Source organism: Rhizobium sp. M1 (assembly GCF_002531805.1).
Taxonomy (GTDB): domain Bacteria; phylum Pseudomonadota; class Alphaproteobacteria; order Rhizobiales; family Rhizobiaceae; genus Rhizobium; species Rhizobium etli_C.
In genome coordinates, this window is record NZ_NWSW01000001.1 from 410,621 (window position 1) to 427,243 (window position 16,623).

The following is a 16,623-nucleotide window of genomic DNA, read 5'->3' on the forward strand; positions in this document are numbered from 1 at the left end:
GCTCACGCGAACGCCCGCAACCTGCGGATCGTTTCCTCCGCCTCGCCGATCGCCTCCGGCGTCCCCACCGTCAGCCAGTGCCCATCGAGCACCAGGCCGAAAAGCCGGTCGCGTGCGATCGCCTTGTCGAAATAGATATTCAGATTGAAGGCATCCTGTGGCGCATCGTCGAACAGCGACGGGTTCATGGCGATCGCGCCGGCATAGACAACGGGATTGGATGGATCGTCGCGGTAACGCCTCAGCCGGCCGTCGGCCGCCAGGCTGAAGTCGTTCTTGCCGTTGTGACCGGTGGTATCTTCAATGCCGACACAAAGCAGCGCCATGTCCATCTGCTCGGCATCGAAGAATCCGGCTAAGCGCTGCAGGTTCGTCGGCCGTCCCGGCTGCTCGCCGATCCAGAAGAGGTCCGCATTCATGACGAAGATATCGTCTCGGTCGAGCAGCCTCAGTCCCTTCGCCAGCCCGCCGCCGGAATTCATCAGCCCGTCCCGCTCGTCGGATATGATGATCTCGAGGCCGCGATAATTGCCGAGATGGTCGAGCATCTGGTCGGCATGGTGGTGAACGTTGACGACGGCCCGTTCGACGCCGGCCGCCACCAGCGCGTCCAGCGCATAATCGATCATGGCCTTGCCGTCGATCTTCACCAGCGGCTTCGGGATCGTGTCGGTGATCGGGCGCATGCGGGTTCCGAGACCCGCGGCCAGTACCATGGCTTGTCTGATGGTCATCTTGATCCGGAATTTATGATTCGCTCTGGCCTATTCCAGCCCTTGCGCACCAATCGCGCAAGGGGGCAAGCGTCTCATGCTCGAGCGCGACGTTGAGATAGGCGAGCGTGCGCGGCATATGCCTGAGATAGCCGGGCTTGCCATCCCGCTGCAGCAGCCGCACCCAGAGGCCGGCAAGTTTGCAGTTGCGCTGCGCCGACGTGATCGCCCAGGCCTTCATGAATCCGGCTTCATCGAAACCGCCCTGCCCATGGCGAAGAGCGAGATAATCGTCCATCAGCTGCCGGAACAGCTCCGGCTCGATCGTCACGCGTGCATCCTGGACGATCGAGGCAAGGTCATAGGCCGTCGGGCCGATCATGGCATCCTGGAAATCGATCAGGCCGATCCGTCGGACGCCGGTCTCCTGCGGGCGCCAGATGATGTTCGGCGAGTGGAAATCGCGCAGCAGCAGGTTCTTTTCGGCCACGGCGAGTTCATCGATCAGCGCGTCCCAGATCGCCAGATAGTCCTTGCGCTCTGCGTCCGAGGGTGCGGAGCCGCGCTTCCAGGCGATGTGCCAGTCGAGCACAAGCTGCACTTCCATCTTCATCGCGGTGCGATCGAAGTCGGGAATGTGATGCGTGTGCGCGGCGGAAACGGGAATATCCTGCGGAAACTGCATGGAATGAAGATGGGCAAGGCAGGCGACGCTTTGGCGGTAACGCTCGGCGATCGGCCGGCCGGCGTCATCGAGCACGCCTTCGGTGCCGAGATCTTCGATCAGCAGGATGCCCTGCTCATAATCGACCTTGTAGATCTCCGGCGCTGCAAACCCCCGTTCGCGCAGCGCATCGGCAATCGCAACGAAGGGATAGGCGTTCTGTGCGAGATGCGCGACCTTGGGATAGGGCTTGCCGTCGTAGACCGGCGGCCCCTCGGGATGCGGACGCCAGTCCATCAGGATTTTTCGCGGAGCAGCATCCGGATAGATCGCTTCATAGGCGCGCAGCGACGCATCGCCGGTCAGGAAGCGGCGTTTGGCGTCGAGATAGCCGGCCCCGTCGAGGAAATCGCGGATCGCGAAGACCCGGCGGATGCGCTGGGCCTGCTGGCCGGCGGCCTCGATCGTTGCCCGGCGACCGCTGCCCTCATGCACCAGCGCCAGGGCGATGCGCTCTGCCGGCAATTCGCTCTCAGCCATCTCCGGCCATTCGACGAGGCAGATGCCGTTCTCCAGCGCCTCGTCGAAGCCGAGCTCCGTCAATTCGCTGGCGTCGCCGAGCCGATAGAGGTCGAAGTGCGAAACCGGGATCCGCAGATCGTAGGATTGCACCAGCGTGAAGGTCGGGCTCGGGACCTCAAGCCCATCGTCATCGGCCATGGCACGCAGGATCGCCCGGGCGAGCGAGGATTTGCCGGCGCCGAGATCACCGGAAAGAGTAAGGCAATCGCCGGCCTTCAAGGCGAGCGCCAGGTCTTCGCCGAGGCGAATGGTGGCCGCCTCGTCCTTCAGGAAAAGCGAGATCGTATCGGTCGTCATTCGGCAGCGGCGGAATGGGGGATATCGACCGAGGGGATACGGCAGACGACCGTCGTGCCCTTGCCCGGCTCGCTGTCGATCGTCACGTCGCCGTGATGCAGGCTGACGAAACTGTCGACGATCGAAAGGCCGAGGCCGGCGCCGCCGCGTTTTCCGCTTTTAGCGCCCGTCGCGAACCGGTCGAACACGGTCGCGATCATGTCGGGCGAGATGCCGGGGCCGCGATCGCGGACGGAGAAAACGAAATCCGTGCCTTCGCGTTGGCATTCCAGCGAAATCGAGCTGCCCTCCGGCGAGAAGTTCGCCGCGTTGGAGAGAAGCTTCAGCAGGATCTGCTTCAGCCGTTGCGGATCGGCGACGATCGAGCCGAGATAGGCCGGCGCGGTGATTTCGAGCGCCACGCCGCTTTCCTGCAGCCGATCGGCGATCTGCATCGAGACGTCGTCGAGCAGGTCGTTGAGATCGATTTCCGCATAGTTGAGGTGCATGATGCCGGCATCGACGGTCGCAAGGTCGAGAATATCGTTGACGAGCGTCAGCAGAACCGAGGACGAGGTCGAGATATGGTCGATATATTCGGCCTGTCGCTCGTTCAGCGGCCCCACACCCTGCGTGCGCAGCAGATCGGTGAAGCCGATGATATTGGTCAGCGGCGAGCGCAATTCATAGGAAACGTGCTGAACGAAGTCGTTCTTCAGCTCGTCGGCCTTGCGCAGCGCCTCGTTCTTTTCGGTCAGCGCCCGCTCGGCCCGCACGCTGTCCGTCATATTGACGAAGGTCAGCATGGTCTGCGCGTTCGGCAGCGGGATGACGGCGTAGTCGAGCACGAGGCCGGAGAACAGTTCCAATGTTCCCTGGCCCGAGCGGCGCTCGTCGTCGAAGCTGGTGATCAGTTCCGCGAAGGTCTTCCAGCCGTCCGGCCGGTCGTAGGAGGGGGCGCAGGCCTCGCCGAGTGCACGGATATGGGTGCCGGGCTTTGCCTCGGCTTCGGTGATCCCCCAGAGCGCCCGGAAGGCCGGGTTGGACAGGCGGATGCGTCCATCCGGGCCGAACACCGCCACACCTTCGGAAAGATGGTCGATCGTTTCGCCCTGCACCTTGACCAAGGTGTTGTAGCGCGTTTCGAGATCGACCTGCTCGGTCAGGTTTTCGAACACCCAGGTGGCGCCGCCCTGCGGATGGGCGGTGGCGAAGACGCGCAGCGTCTGACCGTTCGGCAGGTGCCAGAGGTCCGATTGCGTATCGAGCGCGCGATAGACGGAAAGCGCCGCTTCCTTCCAGCTTTTCCAGTTGAGCTGGTCCGGCAGCTTCTTGGCCGCCCGCAGCCGTTCGAGCAGCTCGCTATTGTCCGGCCGGCCTTCGAGAAAGGCGATATCGAGCTCCCAGAGCGCCACGAAGGCCTGGTTGTAGAATTGCAGCCGGCGCTCGCCGTCGAAGATGGCGACGGGCGTGGCGAGATGGTCGAGCGTCTCGGCATGGCTTTTCAGCGTCCGGTCCAGCTCGGCGCGCACCGCCTCGATATCGGACACGTCGATCGCCATGCCGGCCGAGCCGCCGGGAAGCGTGACGTCGACGACATCGAAGAAGGTACGGTTGCCATGCACGACCGTCGAGATCGTGTCGTGGAACGGCGATTCCGGCGTCGTCGTCGCGCGAATGCGTTCGCGCGCCACCGTCGTCAGCATCTCGCGGCCTTCATTGATCGCCTGTTGCGGCGAGCGCGCCTCGACCGCGTCGCCATAGGCCTGGTTGACCCAGGTGAGGCGCCCCGCCGGGTCGCGCTGCCAGGCCGGCATGTCGATCGCGTCGAGCATGGTCTGAAACGCCGAGATCGACGTCATCAGCCGGTCGCGCTCGATCCGGAGTTCGGCAAGCTCGGCGCGCAGATTGTTGAGCGCCACGAAGCGGACGAAGGCGCGTCCGCCGGAAACCCGGCCCTGCGCCTCGAGGATCTCGTCGCGGATGGTCTCGACCACCATGTCGAAGCTCTGCGCTTCGTCGCGCAGCCGGTCGATCGCCTTTTCCAGGTCAGCGGCCGAGCGTGATTTCAGCCAGAGGCCGAAGGCCAGGAATTCGCCATCCTGCGGCGCGCCGGTCTCCGGCGGAAGCTGGCCGAGCAATTCAGGACGGGCATTGCCGTCCCAGATGACGATCCGCCGGTTCTTGTCGGCGATCAGCGCCTGATATTGTGAAATGCGTTGCTGAGCGTCTGAGAGCGCCGAGCGGATTTCCCGGCTCTCGTTTTCCAGATTGCCGCGCTGGCGCACCAGCCAGAGCGTCGAAAGCAGCGCTGCCGATATGACGCCGATGACGACGGAAACGCCGATGACCTGCGAGGAGGTGAAGAGGTGAGCCGAGGCTGCCGCCTGCTGCTCGCCCTGTGCCAGAACCGGCCGCGCCAGCGCGGCAAGCGCCGTGCCGGCCGCGCAGGTTTTCAGGAAGCGCGCCAATGATCGATGCTCTTGCTTTGCGGCCTCGTGTGCCGTTGCAGATTTATAGTCTTGGCCTGCCGTCGGCGGGCGGCGATGGGCGCGAGCGCCGTCGTCCGCCTGACCGGGCAGGCTGTTTTTCAATTCCGACATCCGCGGTATGTCTCCGTCCTTCAATGTGCCGCATTACGACAAGACATCCCATTTTCGGAGCGGTCGGACGGGGTCCGGCGCCACGAATCAAGTCTTAAAACAATACTTCGGAAGGGAATCGGCGGGAAGGGAGCGGCCAAAAAATAAGCCGCGGCATTTGTCAATGCCGCGGCTTCTACATCTTGTGGATATCGATGATGAGATCAATATCTGTAGTGGTCGGACTTGAACGGGCCCTTCGGCGAGACGCCGATATAGGCAGCCTGCTCTTCGCTAAGCTGGGTAAGCTTCACACCGAGCTTGTCGAGATGCAGGCGCGCGACCTTTTCATCGAGGTGCTTCGGCAGGATGTAGACCTTGTTGTCGTACTGGCCGGGCTTGGTAAAGAGCTCGATCTGCGCCAGCGTCTGGTTGGTGAAGGAAGCCGACATGACGAAGGACGGATGACCGGTGGCGTTGCCGAGGTTGAGCAGGCGGCCTTCGGAAAGCAGGATGATGCGGTTGCCCTTGGGGAATTCGATCAGGTCGACCTGCGGCTTGACGTTGGTCCACTTGAGGTTCCGCAGGGCGGCGACTTCGATTTCGTTGTCGAAGTGGCCGATATTGCCGACGATCGCCATGTCCTTCATCTCGCGCATATGGTCGATGCGGATGACGTCCTTGTTGCCGGTCGTGGTGATGAAGATGTCGGCCGAGGAAACGACGTCCTCGAGCAGCACGACTTCATAGCCATCCATCGCCGCCTGCAGGGCGCAGATCGGATCGGCTTCGGTGACCTTGACGCGGGCGCCGGCGCCGGAGAGCGAAGCGGCAGAACCCTTGCCGACGTCACCATAACCGCAGACGACGGCGACCTTGCCGGCCATCATCACGTCGGTGCCGCGGCGGATGCCGTCGACGAGCGATTCCTTGCAGCCGTACTTGTTGTCGAACTTCGACTTGGTGACGGAATCGTTGACGTTGATCGCCGGGAAGGGCAGCAGGCCCTTCTGGCTGAGCTGGTACAGACGGTTGACGCCGGTCGTGGTTTCTTCGGTCACGCCCTTGATCGCATCGCGCTGCTTGGTGAACCAGCCCGGCGAAGCGGCAAGGCGCTTCTTGATCTGGGCGAAGAGGATTTCCTCTTCCTCGGAATGCGGATGGGACAATACGTCCTCGCCGGCTTCGGCGCGGGCGCCGAGCAGGATGTACATGGTGGCATCGCCGCCGTCATCGAGGATCATGTTGGAAAGACCGCCATCGGCCCACTGGAAGATCTTGTCGGTGTAAACCCAGTAGTCCTCGAGCGATTCACCCTTGATGGCGAAAACGGGAACGCCGGCCGCGGCGATCGCGGCAGCGGCATGGTCCTGCGTCGAGAAGATGTTGCACGAGGCCCAGCGGACTTCGGCGCCGAGGGCCACCAGCGTTTCGATGAGCACGGCCGTCTGGATGGTCATGTGCAGCGAACCGGTGATGCGCGCGCCCTTCAGCGGCTTTGCGTCGCCGAATTCGGCGCGGCAGGACATCAGCCCCGGCATTTCGGTTTCGGCGATCGTGATTTCCTTGCGGCCAAAATCCGCAAGCCCGATATCGGCGACGACATAATCTTTTTCAGTGCTCATAGAGGTCTCCAGGCTGAAAAACGTCTCAAAAATTGGCGCAGGCGCGAAGATGACCGCGCGACGGATAGGCCGCGTGCCGATGCATATCGCCCGGATATGTGCAGCAGTTCCGGGATCGCGAGATGCACAACACCAAAGAGCCAAACCGCATTGCATGAACCAGGTTCGATGCGACACGCTTCAGCGCACGGCATGTCCGCCGTTTAGCAGGCTTCTGATGGGAAGGCAATAAGGATATAAAGAAGTCTTTATATGTTTATATGAGCTCGGTCTAGTAAGCTCACATCTCTTCGCCGAACCGGTTCTGGATCAGCTGGTCCAAGGCCTCCAGCGCTTCCTCGGCCTGGCTGCCGCTCGCCGAGACGACGACGCTGGAGCCCGGGCTTGCCGCAAGCATCATCAGGCCCATGATCGACGTGCCGCCGACCGTCATTCCGTCCTTGGAGACGGTGATGGCGGCATCGAAGGTCTCGACCATCTGAACGAATTTGGCGGAGGCGCGCGCGTGAAGGCCGCGCTTGTTGATGATGAGGAGTTCCCGGGAAAGCGATGTCATGAAGCGCCGTTATTTTCCGCTGAGCACACGGCTCGCGACATTGATATATTTCCGCCCGGCTTCGGAAGCCTCGACCAGCGCCTTCTCCATATTGTTCTCGCCGCGCACCCCGGCGAGCTTGATCAGCATCGGCAGGTTGACGCCGGCGATGACTTCGGTGTGGCCGCTGCTCATGACCGATATGGCGAGATTGGACGGCGTGCCGCCGAACATGTCGGTCAGGATGACGACGCCATGGCCGTCATCGGCGCCGGAAACGGCTTGCAGAATGTCCTGCCGTCTCTGGTCCATGTCGTCTTCGGGGCCAATACAGACCGTCTCGATGAATTTCTGAGGACCGACGACGTGCTCGACAGCATGACGAAACTCTTCAGCCAGCTTGCCATGAGTGACAAGCACAAGTCCGATCATGATATTACTGCTCCCATATACGCAAACGATGGCTGAGATATCGCAACGCAGCAATTACGTCCACCGGTGGGGGCACATCTTGGCGATGAAAAGCCGAAGTGCAAGATAAAAATGCAAACATATAAGGCAGATTGATCAATCTGGAAGCCTTCAATCGCCGATATCAGGCGCTTTCGCCATCAGGACTGCCAGCGGTGACGGCACGCCTGTGAGCAACCGCAACGCGGGAAGCGAAAAACCGGCGGCAAGGCTGACGATTTCGCCCTCGGGGGGGACGCGGTTTTCGCCGGAAGCACTGCCCGGAAGCACGGCATAATGCATGGCCGCCCGAGGGATATGGTCCAGCCGGACGATGCCGGTGCCACGCAGCTCGATCAGGCCGGCGATCGACGGCGGGCAGGTGGCGATCACCGAGCCTGCCTCTTCTGACAGCAGCACCTGATCGTCGGCAACCAGCGCCGTGAACAGACCGAGCCGGCGGGCCTCTGTCATGCAGGTAAAGGCCAGCATCGATTTGCCCCAGCCGGAGGGCCCGCTGAACAGGAGCCCCGTCCTGCCCACGACGATCGCCGTCGCATGGATGTTGGGAGCCTCGCTCATGCTGCGGCATCGAGGGGCAGGGCGAGGATGAAGCGCGCGCCGACTATGCGTCCGTTCTCGCCCTCGGTGATGTTTTCCGCCCTCAGCGAACCGCCATGGGCTTCGGCGATCTGCCGGCTGATCGACAGGCCAAGGCCGGAATTCTGGCCAAAACCTTCCGATTCCGGCCGGTCCGTATAGAAGCGCTCGAAGATGCGGTCGATATTCTCCGCCTGGATGCCGGGACCGTTGTCCTCGATGGTGGTGACGCAGCGCGACCGTGTGCGCACCAGCCGCACGGTGATCTTGCCGCCCTTCTCAGGCACGAAGGAGCGGGCATTTTCGATCAGGTTCGTTATGATCTGGCCGATGCGCAGGTCATGGCCGTTGACGACGAAGCGCGTCTTGATGTTCGGCTTGCGCTCGATCGCATATTCGATCTCCACCTGCTTCTTGCTGCCCCTGATCTGGCGGGACACGTCGATCAGGTCGCGCAGCAGCACTTCCATGTCGACGGAACCGGCATCGACGCGCGCGAGTTCGGCATCGAGACGCGAGGCGTCGGAAATATCGCTGATCAGGCGGTCGAGACGGCGCACATCGTGCTGGATGACATCCAGCAGTCGTTTCTTGGAATCCTCGGATTTGGCGAGCGGCAGCGTTTCGACGGCGCTGCGCAGCGAGGTCAGCGGGTTCTTGAGTTCGTGGCTGACATCGGCCGCAAAGCTTTCGATCGCATCGATGCGGTCGTAAAGGGCCGTCGTCATCTCGCGTAAGGCGATGGAAAGATTGCCGATTTCATCCTGGCGGGCGGAGAAGTCGGGGATCTGCTCGCGTGTTTTGGCGCCGCGGCGCACCCGGATGGCCGCAGCCGAAAGACGGCGCAGCGGATTGGCGATGGTCGACGACAGCACCAGCGAAAGCAGCACGTTGACAAGCGTCGCCACGCCGAAGACCCGCATGATGGCAAGCCGTTCGGCATGCACGATATTGTCGATGTCGCCAGCCTGCGTCGACAAGAGCAGCACGCCGAGCACGGCGCGGAAGCGCTGGATCGGCACGGCGACGGAAACGATGAGTTCGCCTTTCTCAGTGGTGCGCACGACTGCGCCGCGCACGCCGGTCAGCGCGTTCATGACTTCGGGATAGATCGAACCGTCGCCGCCCGGTGCTTCCTTATAGAGCGGCAGATTGCCGGGCTGCAGCGCCTTGTTGAACAAGGTCACGAACCAATCGCTCCAGGTCTGCTTCTCTTCCTCGACCGGCGGCAGGTCGAAGCGCAGCACCTGGCCACGCGAATAAAGGTGACGTGAATCGAGCAGCAGATTGGCGTCGGCATCGAAGATGCGGGCGCGTGTGCGCGTCGGGGAGATCAGCCGGCGCAGGACGGGGGCGACCTTCTCGGGATCGATCGGAAACTCCAGGTCCTCGTCGTTCGGCACCGGGGTGATGCTCTGGCCGGCCTGCAGCTCGAGCAGCTTCTGCGGATCGATGGTAATCGAATTCGTATCGACCGATGCGGAGGCCGAAACGGCGCCGGCGATGATCTCGCCCTGGGTCAACAGGCTTTCGGCGCGGGCGTCGATCAATCCCTCGCGAAACTGGTTGAGATAGAGGATGCCGCCGACGAGCACGAGCAGCGCGACGAGATTGAAGAAGACGATGCGCCGCGTCAGGCTCGAAAAGACGGCATTGCCGAAGATGCGGCGAATCAGCGTGAAGGGATGCGACCAACGGCGGCCTCGGACGCGACGGGTGCTCACGCCCTCCGCATCGTCCAGATCCCTTTCCTGCACCAATTGTGCCAATGACAGGCCCTTTCGAAGGGCGGGGCCGGATAACCGGCCCGCAACCCTCAATTATGTCTCGCGCTGCGCCGTCGAGGCTCAGGCTGCTTCGCGGAACCGGTATCCCACTCCGTAGAGCGTTTCAATCATATCAAAATCGGTATCGACCATCTTGAATTTCTTGCGCAGCCGCTTGATGTGGCTGTCGATCGTCCGGTCGTCGACATAAACCTGTTCGTCATAGGCGGCGTCCATCAGCGCGTCGCGGCTCTTGACGACGCCCGGACGCTGCGCCAGCGAATGCAGGATCAGGAACTCGGTCACCGTCAGCGTCACCGCTTCGCCCTTCCAGGTGCAGGTATGGCGCTCCTGGTCCATGACCAGCTGGCCACGCTCCAGCGAACGGGCCTGCTGCACGGCCCCGGCCTTTGGCGTGCCGCTCGGGCTCGTGCCGCCGGCGGCCGCGGCTTCGCGGCTCGAAGCGCGACGCAGGACGGCGCGCACGCGCTCCACCAGCAGGCGCTGCGAGAAAGGTTTGGTGATGAAATCGTCGGCGCCCATCTTCAGGCCGAACAGCTCGTCGATCTCCTCATCCTTGGAGGTGAGGAAGATGACCGGGATATCCGATTTCTGCCGCAGGCGGCGCAACAGCTCCATGCCGTCCATGCGCGGCATCTTGATATCGAAGATTGCCAGCTGCGGCGGTCGCGCCAGCAGCCCGTCGAGCGCCGAGGCACCGTCCGTGTAGGTCTCGACCTTATATCCTTCGGCCTCCAGTGCGATCGACACCGAGGTGAGGATGTTGCGGTCGTCGTCAACGAGCGCGATTGTCGGCATGGTGTTGGTCTCCGTCATCAGTGCGCAATCTCCCGGATTTTCGTCGTCCCCAGGCGGTCTCAATGACCGGATGCGCTTATGGAGGATAAAGGTGGAACAAATTGTGGCAAAGATAAAGGGGAGGATTGTCGTAAAAATTCCCCACAATCTTAAGTAGCGCGACAAACTGTTGCAACGCGACCTCTTCAAACGATTTAAAATACCATCGAGAAATTTAAATCGATTAATACTTTGATATTACTGAACTTTCTCAATTTTAGTCTCTTGTGTTTTAAAATTTCTACCCTTATTTTCGCAGTCAGTTTTAACGGCAACGCGCCTGAGCGAAGGGAAGTAGCCATGGAAAAGTTCGGAGTTCATAACCCGGCAACGGAGCTTGCAACGGTTGGATTGGGCGGCGCAGCCAGCGTTCGCTATAACTTTTCCGCCGCAGCGCTCTATGAAGAATCCATCCGCCGGGGTGAAGCCGAACTGACCGCTCAGGGCGCGCTCAGAGCTCTCACCGGTCAGCATACGGGTCGCTCGCCGCGCGACAAGTTCGTCGTTCGTGACGCCAATACCGATGGCCAGATCTGGTGGGACAACAACAAGCCGCTCTCGCCGGAGCATTTCGCGCTGCTGCGCGACGATATGCTGGCCCATGCCGCCGGCAAGGACCTTTTCGTCCAGGACCTCATTGGCGGCGCCGAGGAAGGCCATGCCCTGCCGACCCGCGTCGTCACCGAATTCGCCTGGCATTCGCTGTTCATCCGCAATCTTTTGATCCGCCCGGAGACGGCGGCGCTCGCCGCCTTCGTGCCGAAGCTGACGATCATCGACCTGCCGAGCTTCAAGGCCGATCCGGCCCGCCACGGCTGCCGCACGGAAACGGTGATCGCTTGCGATCTCACCAACGGCCTCGTTCTCATCGGCGGCACCTCCTATGCCGGCGAAATGAAGAAGTCGGTCTTCACCGTGCTCAACTATCTGCTGCCGGCCAAGAGCGTGATGCCGATGCACTGCTCGGCCAATGTCGGCCCCGACGGCGATGCGGCCGTCTTCTTCGGCCTTTCCGGCACGGGCAAGACGACGCTTTCGGCCGATCCGGCGCGCACGCTGATCGGCGACGACGAGCACGGCTGGAGTGAGAACGGCATCTTCAACTTCGAGGGCGGCTGCTACGCCAAGACCATCCGCCTGTCGGCCGAGGCCGAGCCGGAAATCTATGCGACGACCCAGCGCTTCGGCACCGTGCTCGAAAATGTCGTGCTGAACGACCGCCGCGAGCCCGATTTCGACGACGGGTCGCTGACCGAAAACACCCGCTGCGCCTATCCGATGCATTTCATCCCGAACGCCTCGGCAACGGGCCGGGCCGGGCATCCGAAGACGATCATCATGCTGACCGCCGATGCCTTCGGCGTCATGCCGCCGATCGCCCGGCTGACGCCGGATCAGGCGATGTACCACTTCCTCTCCGGTTACACCGCCAAGGTGGCCGGCACTGAAAAGGGCGTCGTCGAGCCGGAAGCGACCTTCTCGACCTGCTTCGGCGCGCCCTTCATGCCGCGGCATCCGGCCGAATATGGCAACCTGCTCAAGGATCTGATCGGCCGCCACGGCGTCGAATGCTGGCTTGTCAATACCGGCTGGACCGGCGGCGCCTACGGCACCGGCAAGCGCATGCCGATCAAGGCGACGCGCGCGCTGCTCGCCGCCGCCCTCAGCGGCAAACTCGGCCAGGTCGAATTCCGCACGGATGCGAATTTCGGCTTCGCCGTGCCGGTTTCCGTCGACGGTGTCGACGGCGGCATTCTCGATCCGCGCTCGACTTGGGCCGACAAGCCGGCCTATGACGCGCAGGCCGAAAAGCTGGTTTCGATGTTCATCGCCAACTTCGCCAAGTTCGAGAATCACGTCGACGGCGGCGTCCGCGATGCGGCGCCCGGCGTCAAGGTTGCTGCCGAATAAGCCGAATAGAAGAACAGATCTCTGACTCACGTGAAACCCGGCATCGCAGGATTGCCGGGTTTTTCGATTGACGGCCGATATTTTCAACCGGCTGCCGATATGAGATAGAACGCCGCATGGCCAGCGACGCGCTCTATATCGATGACAGGATCACCATCTCAGGATGGGAGCTGACGGAACAGTTCGTTCTGGCAGGCGGCCCCGGCGGTCAGAACGTCAACAAGGTTTCGACGGCGGTCCAGCTGTTTTTCAACGTCGCGAATTCGCCTTCGCTTAGTGACCGCGTCAAGGCCAATGCGATCAGGCTTGCCGGCCGGCGCCTGTCGAAGGACGGCGTGCTGATGATCGAGGCAAGCCGCTTTCGCAGCCAGGATCGCAACCGTGAGGACGCGCGCGAACGGCTGAAGGAACTGATTCTGGAGGCCGCCAGGCCACCGCCGCCGCCGCGCAAGAAGACCAAGCCGACCAAAGGTTCGGTCGAACGCCGTCTGAAGGAAAAATCCGGCCGCTCGGAAGTCAAGAAAATGCGCGGCCGTCCCGGTGGCGGCGACTGACATGCCCGAACTGTCGAACGGCGTCCGCCATCTGCCTGAATATCTCGACCGGTCGCGTCAGGAAGCGCTGGTCGAGGTGATCCGTGCCGTGGTCGCCGAGGCGCCGCTTTTCGTGCCCGCCATGCCAGGCACCGGCAAGCCGATGTCGGTGCGCATGACCAATTGCGGGCCGCTCGGCTGGGTGACGGACAAGGAGCGCGGCTATCGCTACCAGCCGACGCATCCTGTCACCGGCAGGCCCTGGCCTGATATGCCGCAGTCGTTGCTCGAGATCTGGAATGACGTGTCGGGTTATGAAAAACCGCCGGAAGCCTGCCTCGTCAACTTCTATTCCGACGACGCACGCATGGGCCTGCATCAGGATAAGGACGAGCGCAATCTGCAGGCGCCTGTCGTCTCGATCTCGCTCGGCAACAGCTGCCTCTTTCGCGTCGGCGGTCTGAGCCGCAACGATCGCACGCTATCTTTCAAACTGTCGAGCGGTGATCTGGTCGTATTGGGCGGCGAGGGCAGGCTGTGTTTCCACGGCGTCGACCGGATTCATGCGGCAACATCGACGCTGTTGAAGAATGGCGGCCGCATCAATCTGACGCTGCGCCGCGTCAATCCCTGAGACGGATAGTCGAGATCGACTGCTACAATTTTCGCAGCGCCACCTGTTCGATCAGGTGATCCTTGCCCTTTTTGAGGATGAGATCGGCGCGTGGCCGTGTCGGCAGGATGTTCTGGCGCAGGTTCTTCAGGTTGATGTTCGTCCACAGATCCGCGGCGATATCGAGAGCTTCCGCATCGCTGATCGAGGCATAGCGATGGAAGTAAGAGTTCGGATCGCGGAAGGCGGTCTCCCGCAGCCGCATGAAGCGCGTGACGTACCAGTTATGAATCTGGTCTTCCGCGGCATCGATATAGATCGAGAAGTCGAAGAAGTCGGACACCATCGGCACAATCTTGCCATCGGCCGGCAGGTCGCGCGATTGCAGCACATTGATGCCTTCGAAGATCAGGATGTCGGGCCGGTCGACGATTTTGTACTCGTCCGGAAGCACGTCATAGACGAGATGCGAATAGCAGGGCGCCTGCACGTCCGGTCGGCCGGCCTTGATCGCCGAGAGGAAGCGCAGGATCGCCGCCGTGTCGTAGCTTTCCGGAAAACCCTTGCGCTGCATCAGCTTTTCCCGCTGCAGCACGGCGTTCGGATGCAGGAAGCCGTCGGTGGTTATGAGATCGACCTTCGGGCTGGAGGGCCAGCGCCCCAAGAGTTCCTTGAGGATACGGGCCGTGGTCGATTTTCCCACCGCGACCGAGCCGGCGATGCCGATGACGAAGGGCGTTTTCGTCACGTCGGACAGGCTCAGGAAGCGGTTGCGCTGTTCGAACAGCATTTGCGAGGATTCGACATGCGCCGACAGCAGCCGCGACAGCGACAGATAGATGCGCCTGACCTCGTCGAGATCGATCGGGTCGCCCATCGAACGCAGCCGCTTGACCTCGTCGCTGGTCAGCGTCAGTGGCGTGTCCGCGCGGAACTTCGCCCATTGTTCGGAAGAGAAGAAGTGGTAGGGCGAATAGGATTCGGACTGGAAGTGATCCAATGTTTCCGGCACCCCGATGATCTCAGTCGCGATACTCATGAACTCTGCCGATTGGCCTTTTCCTTGAGACCGGACTGCGCGGTTCTGCGCTCGAGTTCGGCCATGACATTCTCTAACGGTATTTCGGCAATCTTCAATACGACCAATAGGTGATAGAGCACGTCGGCGGCTTCATAGGTCAGATTGTCGCGGTCGCCGGTCGCCGCCGCCATCACGGCTTCGATCGCCTCCTCGCCAAGCTTCTTTGCCGCTTTCGGCTGGCCGCCGGCCACGAGTTTCGCCGTCCAGGACTGGTCCGGCGAGGCCTTCGATCGCTCTTCAACGATCCTTTCGAGATCGGCAAGGGAAAATCCGCTCATATGTCCGCTTTCAAGCCTCAGTCGAGACGCATGTCGATGCCGCACTTCGACATATAGTGTTTCGCCTCGCTGACGGAATAGGTGCCGAAGTGGAAGATCGAGGCGGCGAGCACGGCATTGGCGTGACCTTCCTTCACCCCGGCGACAAGGTCGTCGAGGTCGCCGACACCACCCGAGGCAATGACGGGCACGCGCACCGCGTCGGCGATCGCCCGGGTCAGTTCCAGGTCGTAGCCGACCTTGGTGCCGTCGCGGTCCATCGACGTGACCAAGAGTTCCCCCGCGCCGCGTGCCACCATCTTCTGGGCGAATTCGACGGCGTCGATGCCGGTCGCGTTGCGGCCGCCATGCGTATAGATTTCCCAGGCGCTGAGATTGTCGCCGCCGACCGCCTGCGTGAGCCTGCGCTTGGCGTCGATCGAGACGACAATGCACTGGTCGCCGAACTTGTCGGCCGCTTCAGTGACGAAGTCGGGATTGTTGACCGCAGCCGAGTTGATCGAAACCTTGTCGGCGCCGCACAGCAGCAGCTTGCGGATATCGGCGATGGTGCGCACCCCGCCGCCGACCGTCAGCGGCATGAAGCACTGGTCGGCCGTGCGCGACACGACATCGAAGATCGTTTCGCGATTGTCCGATGAAGCGGTGATGTCGAGGAAGCAGAGTTCGTCGGCGCCGGCCGCATCATAGGCTTTCGCCGCTTCGACGGGATCGCCGGCATCAACGAGATTGAGGAAGTTGACGCCCTTGACGACGCGGCCGTCCTTGACGTCGAGGCAGGGGATGACACGGGCCTTGAGGGTCATTTAAGCGGTCTCCTTGGCCCTGCTGGCCTTGATCAGCGCCAGCGCTTGCCTGGGGTCGATCCGGCCGTCATAAAGCGCCCGGCCCGAAATCGCGCCTTCGAGCTTGCGTGCATCGGGTTCCAGCATGCGTCTGACGTCGTCGAGCGAGGCAAGACCGCCGGAGGCGATGACGGGAATGGAGACGGCACCGGCAAGTTCCAGCGTCGAAGCCCAGTTGATGCCGGCAAGGATGCCGTCGCGGTCGATATCCGTGTAGATGATCGCGGCGACGCCCACGCCTTCGAATTTCTGAGCGAGCTCGATGACGCCGAGTTCGGAAGCCTCAGCCCAGCCTTCGACAGCCACCTTGCCGCCCTTGGCGTCGATGCCGACGGCGACGTGACCGGGAAATTTCCGGCAGGCCTCGATGACCAGATCAGGATTTCTGACCGCCACCGTGCCGAGAATGACGCGACGCAGCCCGCGCGCGAGCCACGCCTCGATATGATCGAGCGTGCGGATGCCGCCGCCGAGCTGCACCGGATTCTTCGTCGCCCTGAGGATCGCTTCGACGGCCTCGCCATTGGCCGAATGTCCCGCAAAGGCGCCGTCGAGATCGACCACATGCAGCCATTCGAAACCCTGGTCTTCGAAGGATTTCGCCTGGGCGGCCGGATCGGTGTTGTAGACCGTCGCCTGCTGCATGTCGCCGAGCTTCAGGCGGACGCATTGGCCGCCCTTCAGATCGATCGCGGGAAAAAGGATCATGTC

16 protein-coding genes are annotated in these 16,623 nt (G+C 62.1%); 3 read left to right on the forward strand and 13 right to left on the reverse strand.

The annotated features are described in order from the left end of the window. Positions 1 to 2 precede the first annotated feature (2 nt). From CO655_RS01960 to CO655_RS02000, 9 genes are all read right to left on the reverse strand, one after another. Entirely contained in the window at positions 3 to 734 is a 732-nt protein-coding gene (locus tag CO655_RS01960) for a nucleotidyltransferase family protein (protein ID WP_097605772.1), read from the reverse strand. A 13-nt stretch (positions 735 to 747) separates the two neighbouring features. Further along, positions 748 to 2,256, reverse strand: coding sequence for a tRNA (adenosine(37)-N6)-threonylcarbamoyltransferase complex ATPase subunit type 1 TsaE (gene tsaE, locus CO655_RS01965; RefSeq protein WP_097663610.1), 1,509 nt, complete (start codon positions 2,254 to 2,256; stop codon positions 748 to 750). Then, entirely contained in the window at positions 2,253 to 4,838 is a 2,586-nt protein-coding gene (locus CO655_RS01970; protein ID WP_097663612.1) for a PAS domain-containing sensor histidine kinase, read from the reverse strand. The genes tsaE and CO655_RS01970 overlap by 4 nt, the downstream gene beginning before the upstream one ends. 203 nt (positions 4,839 to 5,041) lie before the next feature. Next, positions 5,042 to 6,442 (reverse strand): adenosylhomocysteinase, encoded by a 1,401-nt coding sequence (gene ahcY / locus CO655_RS01975; protein WP_097605769.1) that lies wholly within the window; start codon positions 6,440 to 6,442, stop codon positions 5,042 to 5,044. A 280-nt stretch (positions 6,443 to 6,722) separates the two neighbouring features. Beyond that, complete coding sequence (locus CO655_RS01980; protein WP_003544133.1) at positions 6,723 to 6,998, reverse strand: HPr family phosphocarrier protein; 276 nt, start codon at positions 6,996 to 6,998, stop codon at positions 6,723 to 6,725. 9 nt (positions 6,999 to 7,007) lie between these two features. Further along, complete coding sequence (locus CO655_RS01985; protein WP_004672623.1) at positions 7,008 to 7,409, reverse strand: PTS sugar transporter subunit IIA; 402 nt, start codon at positions 7,407 to 7,409, stop codon at positions 7,008 to 7,010. A 150-nt stretch (positions 7,410 to 7,559) separates the two neighbouring features. Continuing rightward, entirely contained in the window at positions 7,560 to 8,009 is a 450-nt protein-coding gene (locus CO655_RS01990; protein ID WP_010030299.1) for a hypothetical protein, read from the reverse strand. Beyond that, positions 8,006 to 9,796: a sensor histidine kinase gene (locus CO655_RS01995; protein ID WP_097605767.1), complete on the reverse strand. Its 1,791-nt coding sequence runs from the start codon at positions 9,794 to 9,796 to the stop codon at positions 8,006 to 8,008. The genes CO655_RS01990 and CO655_RS01995 overlap by 4 nt, the downstream gene beginning before the upstream one ends. Positions 9,797 to 9,874: 78 nt before the next feature. Beyond that, positions 9,875 to 10,612, reverse strand: coding sequence for a response regulator transcription factor (locus tag CO655_RS02000; protein ID WP_190233656.1), 738 nt, complete (start codon positions 10,610 to 10,612; stop codon positions 9,875 to 9,877). A gap of 339 nt (positions 10,613 to 10,951) precedes the next feature. On the opposite strand from CO655_RS02000, the gene CO655_RS02005 reads away from it, so the two are divergent. The 3 genes from CO655_RS02005 (at position 10,952) to CO655_RS02015 (ending at position 13,729) form a co-directional block, all read left to right on the forward strand. Continuing rightward, positions 10,952 to 12,562: a phosphoenolpyruvate carboxykinase gene (locus tag CO655_RS02005; protein WP_097663613.1), complete on the forward strand. Its 1,611-nt coding sequence runs from the start codon at positions 10,952 to 10,954 to the stop codon at positions 12,560 to 12,562. 116 nt (positions 12,563 to 12,678) lie between these two features. Next, positions 12,679 to 13,116, forward strand: coding sequence for an alternative ribosome rescue aminoacyl-tRNA hydrolase ArfB (gene arfB, locus CO655_RS02010; RefSeq protein ID WP_097663614.1), 438 nt, complete (start codon positions 12,679 to 12,681; stop codon positions 13,114 to 13,116). A 1-nt stretch (position 13,117) separates the two neighbouring features. Next, positions 13,118 to 13,729 (forward strand): alpha-ketoglutarate-dependent dioxygenase AlkB, encoded by a 612-nt coding sequence (locus CO655_RS02015; protein WP_097663615.1) that lies wholly within the window; start codon positions 13,118 to 13,120, stop codon positions 13,727 to 13,729. A gap of 22 nt (positions 13,730 to 13,751) precedes the next feature. On the opposite strand, the gene coaA is transcribed toward CO655_RS02015, so the two are convergent. From coaA to hisA, 4 genes are read right to left on the reverse strand one after another with little or no spacing between them, the layout of a single operon-like run. Continuing rightward, positions 13,752 to 14,747: a type I pantothenate kinase gene (coaA, locus tag CO655_RS02020; protein ID WP_097605764.1), complete on the reverse strand. Its 996-nt coding sequence runs from the start codon at positions 14,745 to 14,747 to the stop codon at positions 13,752 to 13,754. Next, positions 14,744 to 15,067: a phosphoribosyl-ATP diphosphatase gene (locus CO655_RS02025; RefSeq protein WP_010033281.1), complete on the reverse strand. Its 324-nt coding sequence runs from the start codon at positions 15,065 to 15,067 to the stop codon at positions 14,744 to 14,746. Before CO655_RS02025 ends, coaA begins: the two co-directional genes overlap by 4 nt. Positions 15,068 to 15,084: 17 nt before the next feature. After that, on the reverse strand, positions 15,085 to 15,873 hold the full coding sequence (gene hisF / locus CO655_RS02030) for an imidazole glycerol phosphate synthase subunit HisF (RefSeq protein ID WP_097663616.1): 789 nt from the start codon (positions 15,871 to 15,873) through the stop codon (positions 15,085 to 15,087). Continuing rightward, the gene (gene hisA, locus CO655_RS02035; protein WP_097663617.1) at positions 15,874 to 16,620 is read right to left on the reverse strand and encodes a 1-(5-phosphoribosyl)-5-[(5-phosphoribosylamino)methylideneamino]imidazole-4-carboxamide isomerase; all 747 of its coding nucleotides are present in this window, start codon (positions 16,618 to 16,620) and stop codon (positions 15,874 to 15,876) included. It lies immediately after the preceding gene. Between the last annotated feature and the right edge of the window lie 3 nt (positions 16,621 to 16,623).

Coding starts and splice junctions, on each gene's coding strand:
- hisA (WP_097663617.1), bottom strand. CDS start 16,620: ATGATCCTTTTTCCCGCGATCGATCTGAAGGGCGGCCAATGCGTCCGC.
- CO655_RS02015 (WP_097663615.1), top strand. CDS start 13,118: ATGCCCGAACTGTCGAACGGCGTCCGCCATCTGCCTGAATATCTCGAC.
- CO655_RS01990 (WP_010030299.1), bottom strand. CDS start 8,009: ATGAGCGAGGCTCCCAACATCCATGCGACGGCGATCGTCGTGGGCAGG.
- arfB (WP_097663614.1), top strand. CDS start 12,679: ATGGCCAGCGACGCGCTCTATATCGATGACAGGATCACCATCTCAGGA.
- CO655_RS01960 (WP_097605772.1), bottom strand. CDS start 734: ATGACCATCAGACAAGCCATGGTACTGGCCGCGGGTCTCGGAACCCGC.
- CO655_RS01985 (WP_004672623.1), bottom strand. CDS start 7,409: ATGATCGGACTTGTGCTTGTCACTCATGGCAAGCTGGCTGAAGAGTTT.
- CO655_RS02000 (WP_190233656.1), bottom strand. CDS start 10,612: ATGCCGACAATCGCGCTCGTTGACGACGACCGCAACATCCTCACCTCG.
- tsaE (WP_097663610.1), bottom strand. CDS start 2,256: ATGACGACCGATACGATCTCGCTTTTCCTGAAGGACGAGGCGGCCACC.
- CO655_RS02005 (WP_097663613.1), top strand. CDS start 10,952: ATGGAAAAGTTCGGAGTTCATAACCCGGCAACGGAGCTTGCAACGGTT.
- CO655_RS02025 (WP_010033281.1), bottom strand. CDS start 15,067: ATGAGCGGATTTTCCCTTGCCGATCTCGAAAGGATCGTTGAAGAGCGA.
- ahcY (WP_097605769.1), bottom strand. CDS start 6,442: ATGAGCACTGAAAAAGATTATGTCGTCGCCGATATCGGGCTTGCGGAT.
- coaA (WP_097605764.1), bottom strand. CDS start 14,747: ATGAGTATCGCGACTGAGATCATCGGGGTGCCGGAAACATTGGATCAC.
- CO655_RS01980 (WP_003544133.1), bottom strand. CDS start 6,998: ATGACATCGCTTTCCCGGGAACTCCTCATCATCAACAAGCGCGGCCTT.
- CO655_RS01970 (WP_097663612.1), bottom strand. CDS start 4,838: ATGTCGGAATTGAAAAACAGCCTGCCCGGTCAGGCGGACGACGGCGCT.
- hisF (WP_097663616.1), bottom strand. CDS start 15,873: ATGACCCTCAAGGCCCGTGTCATCCCCTGCCTCGACGTCAAGGACGGC.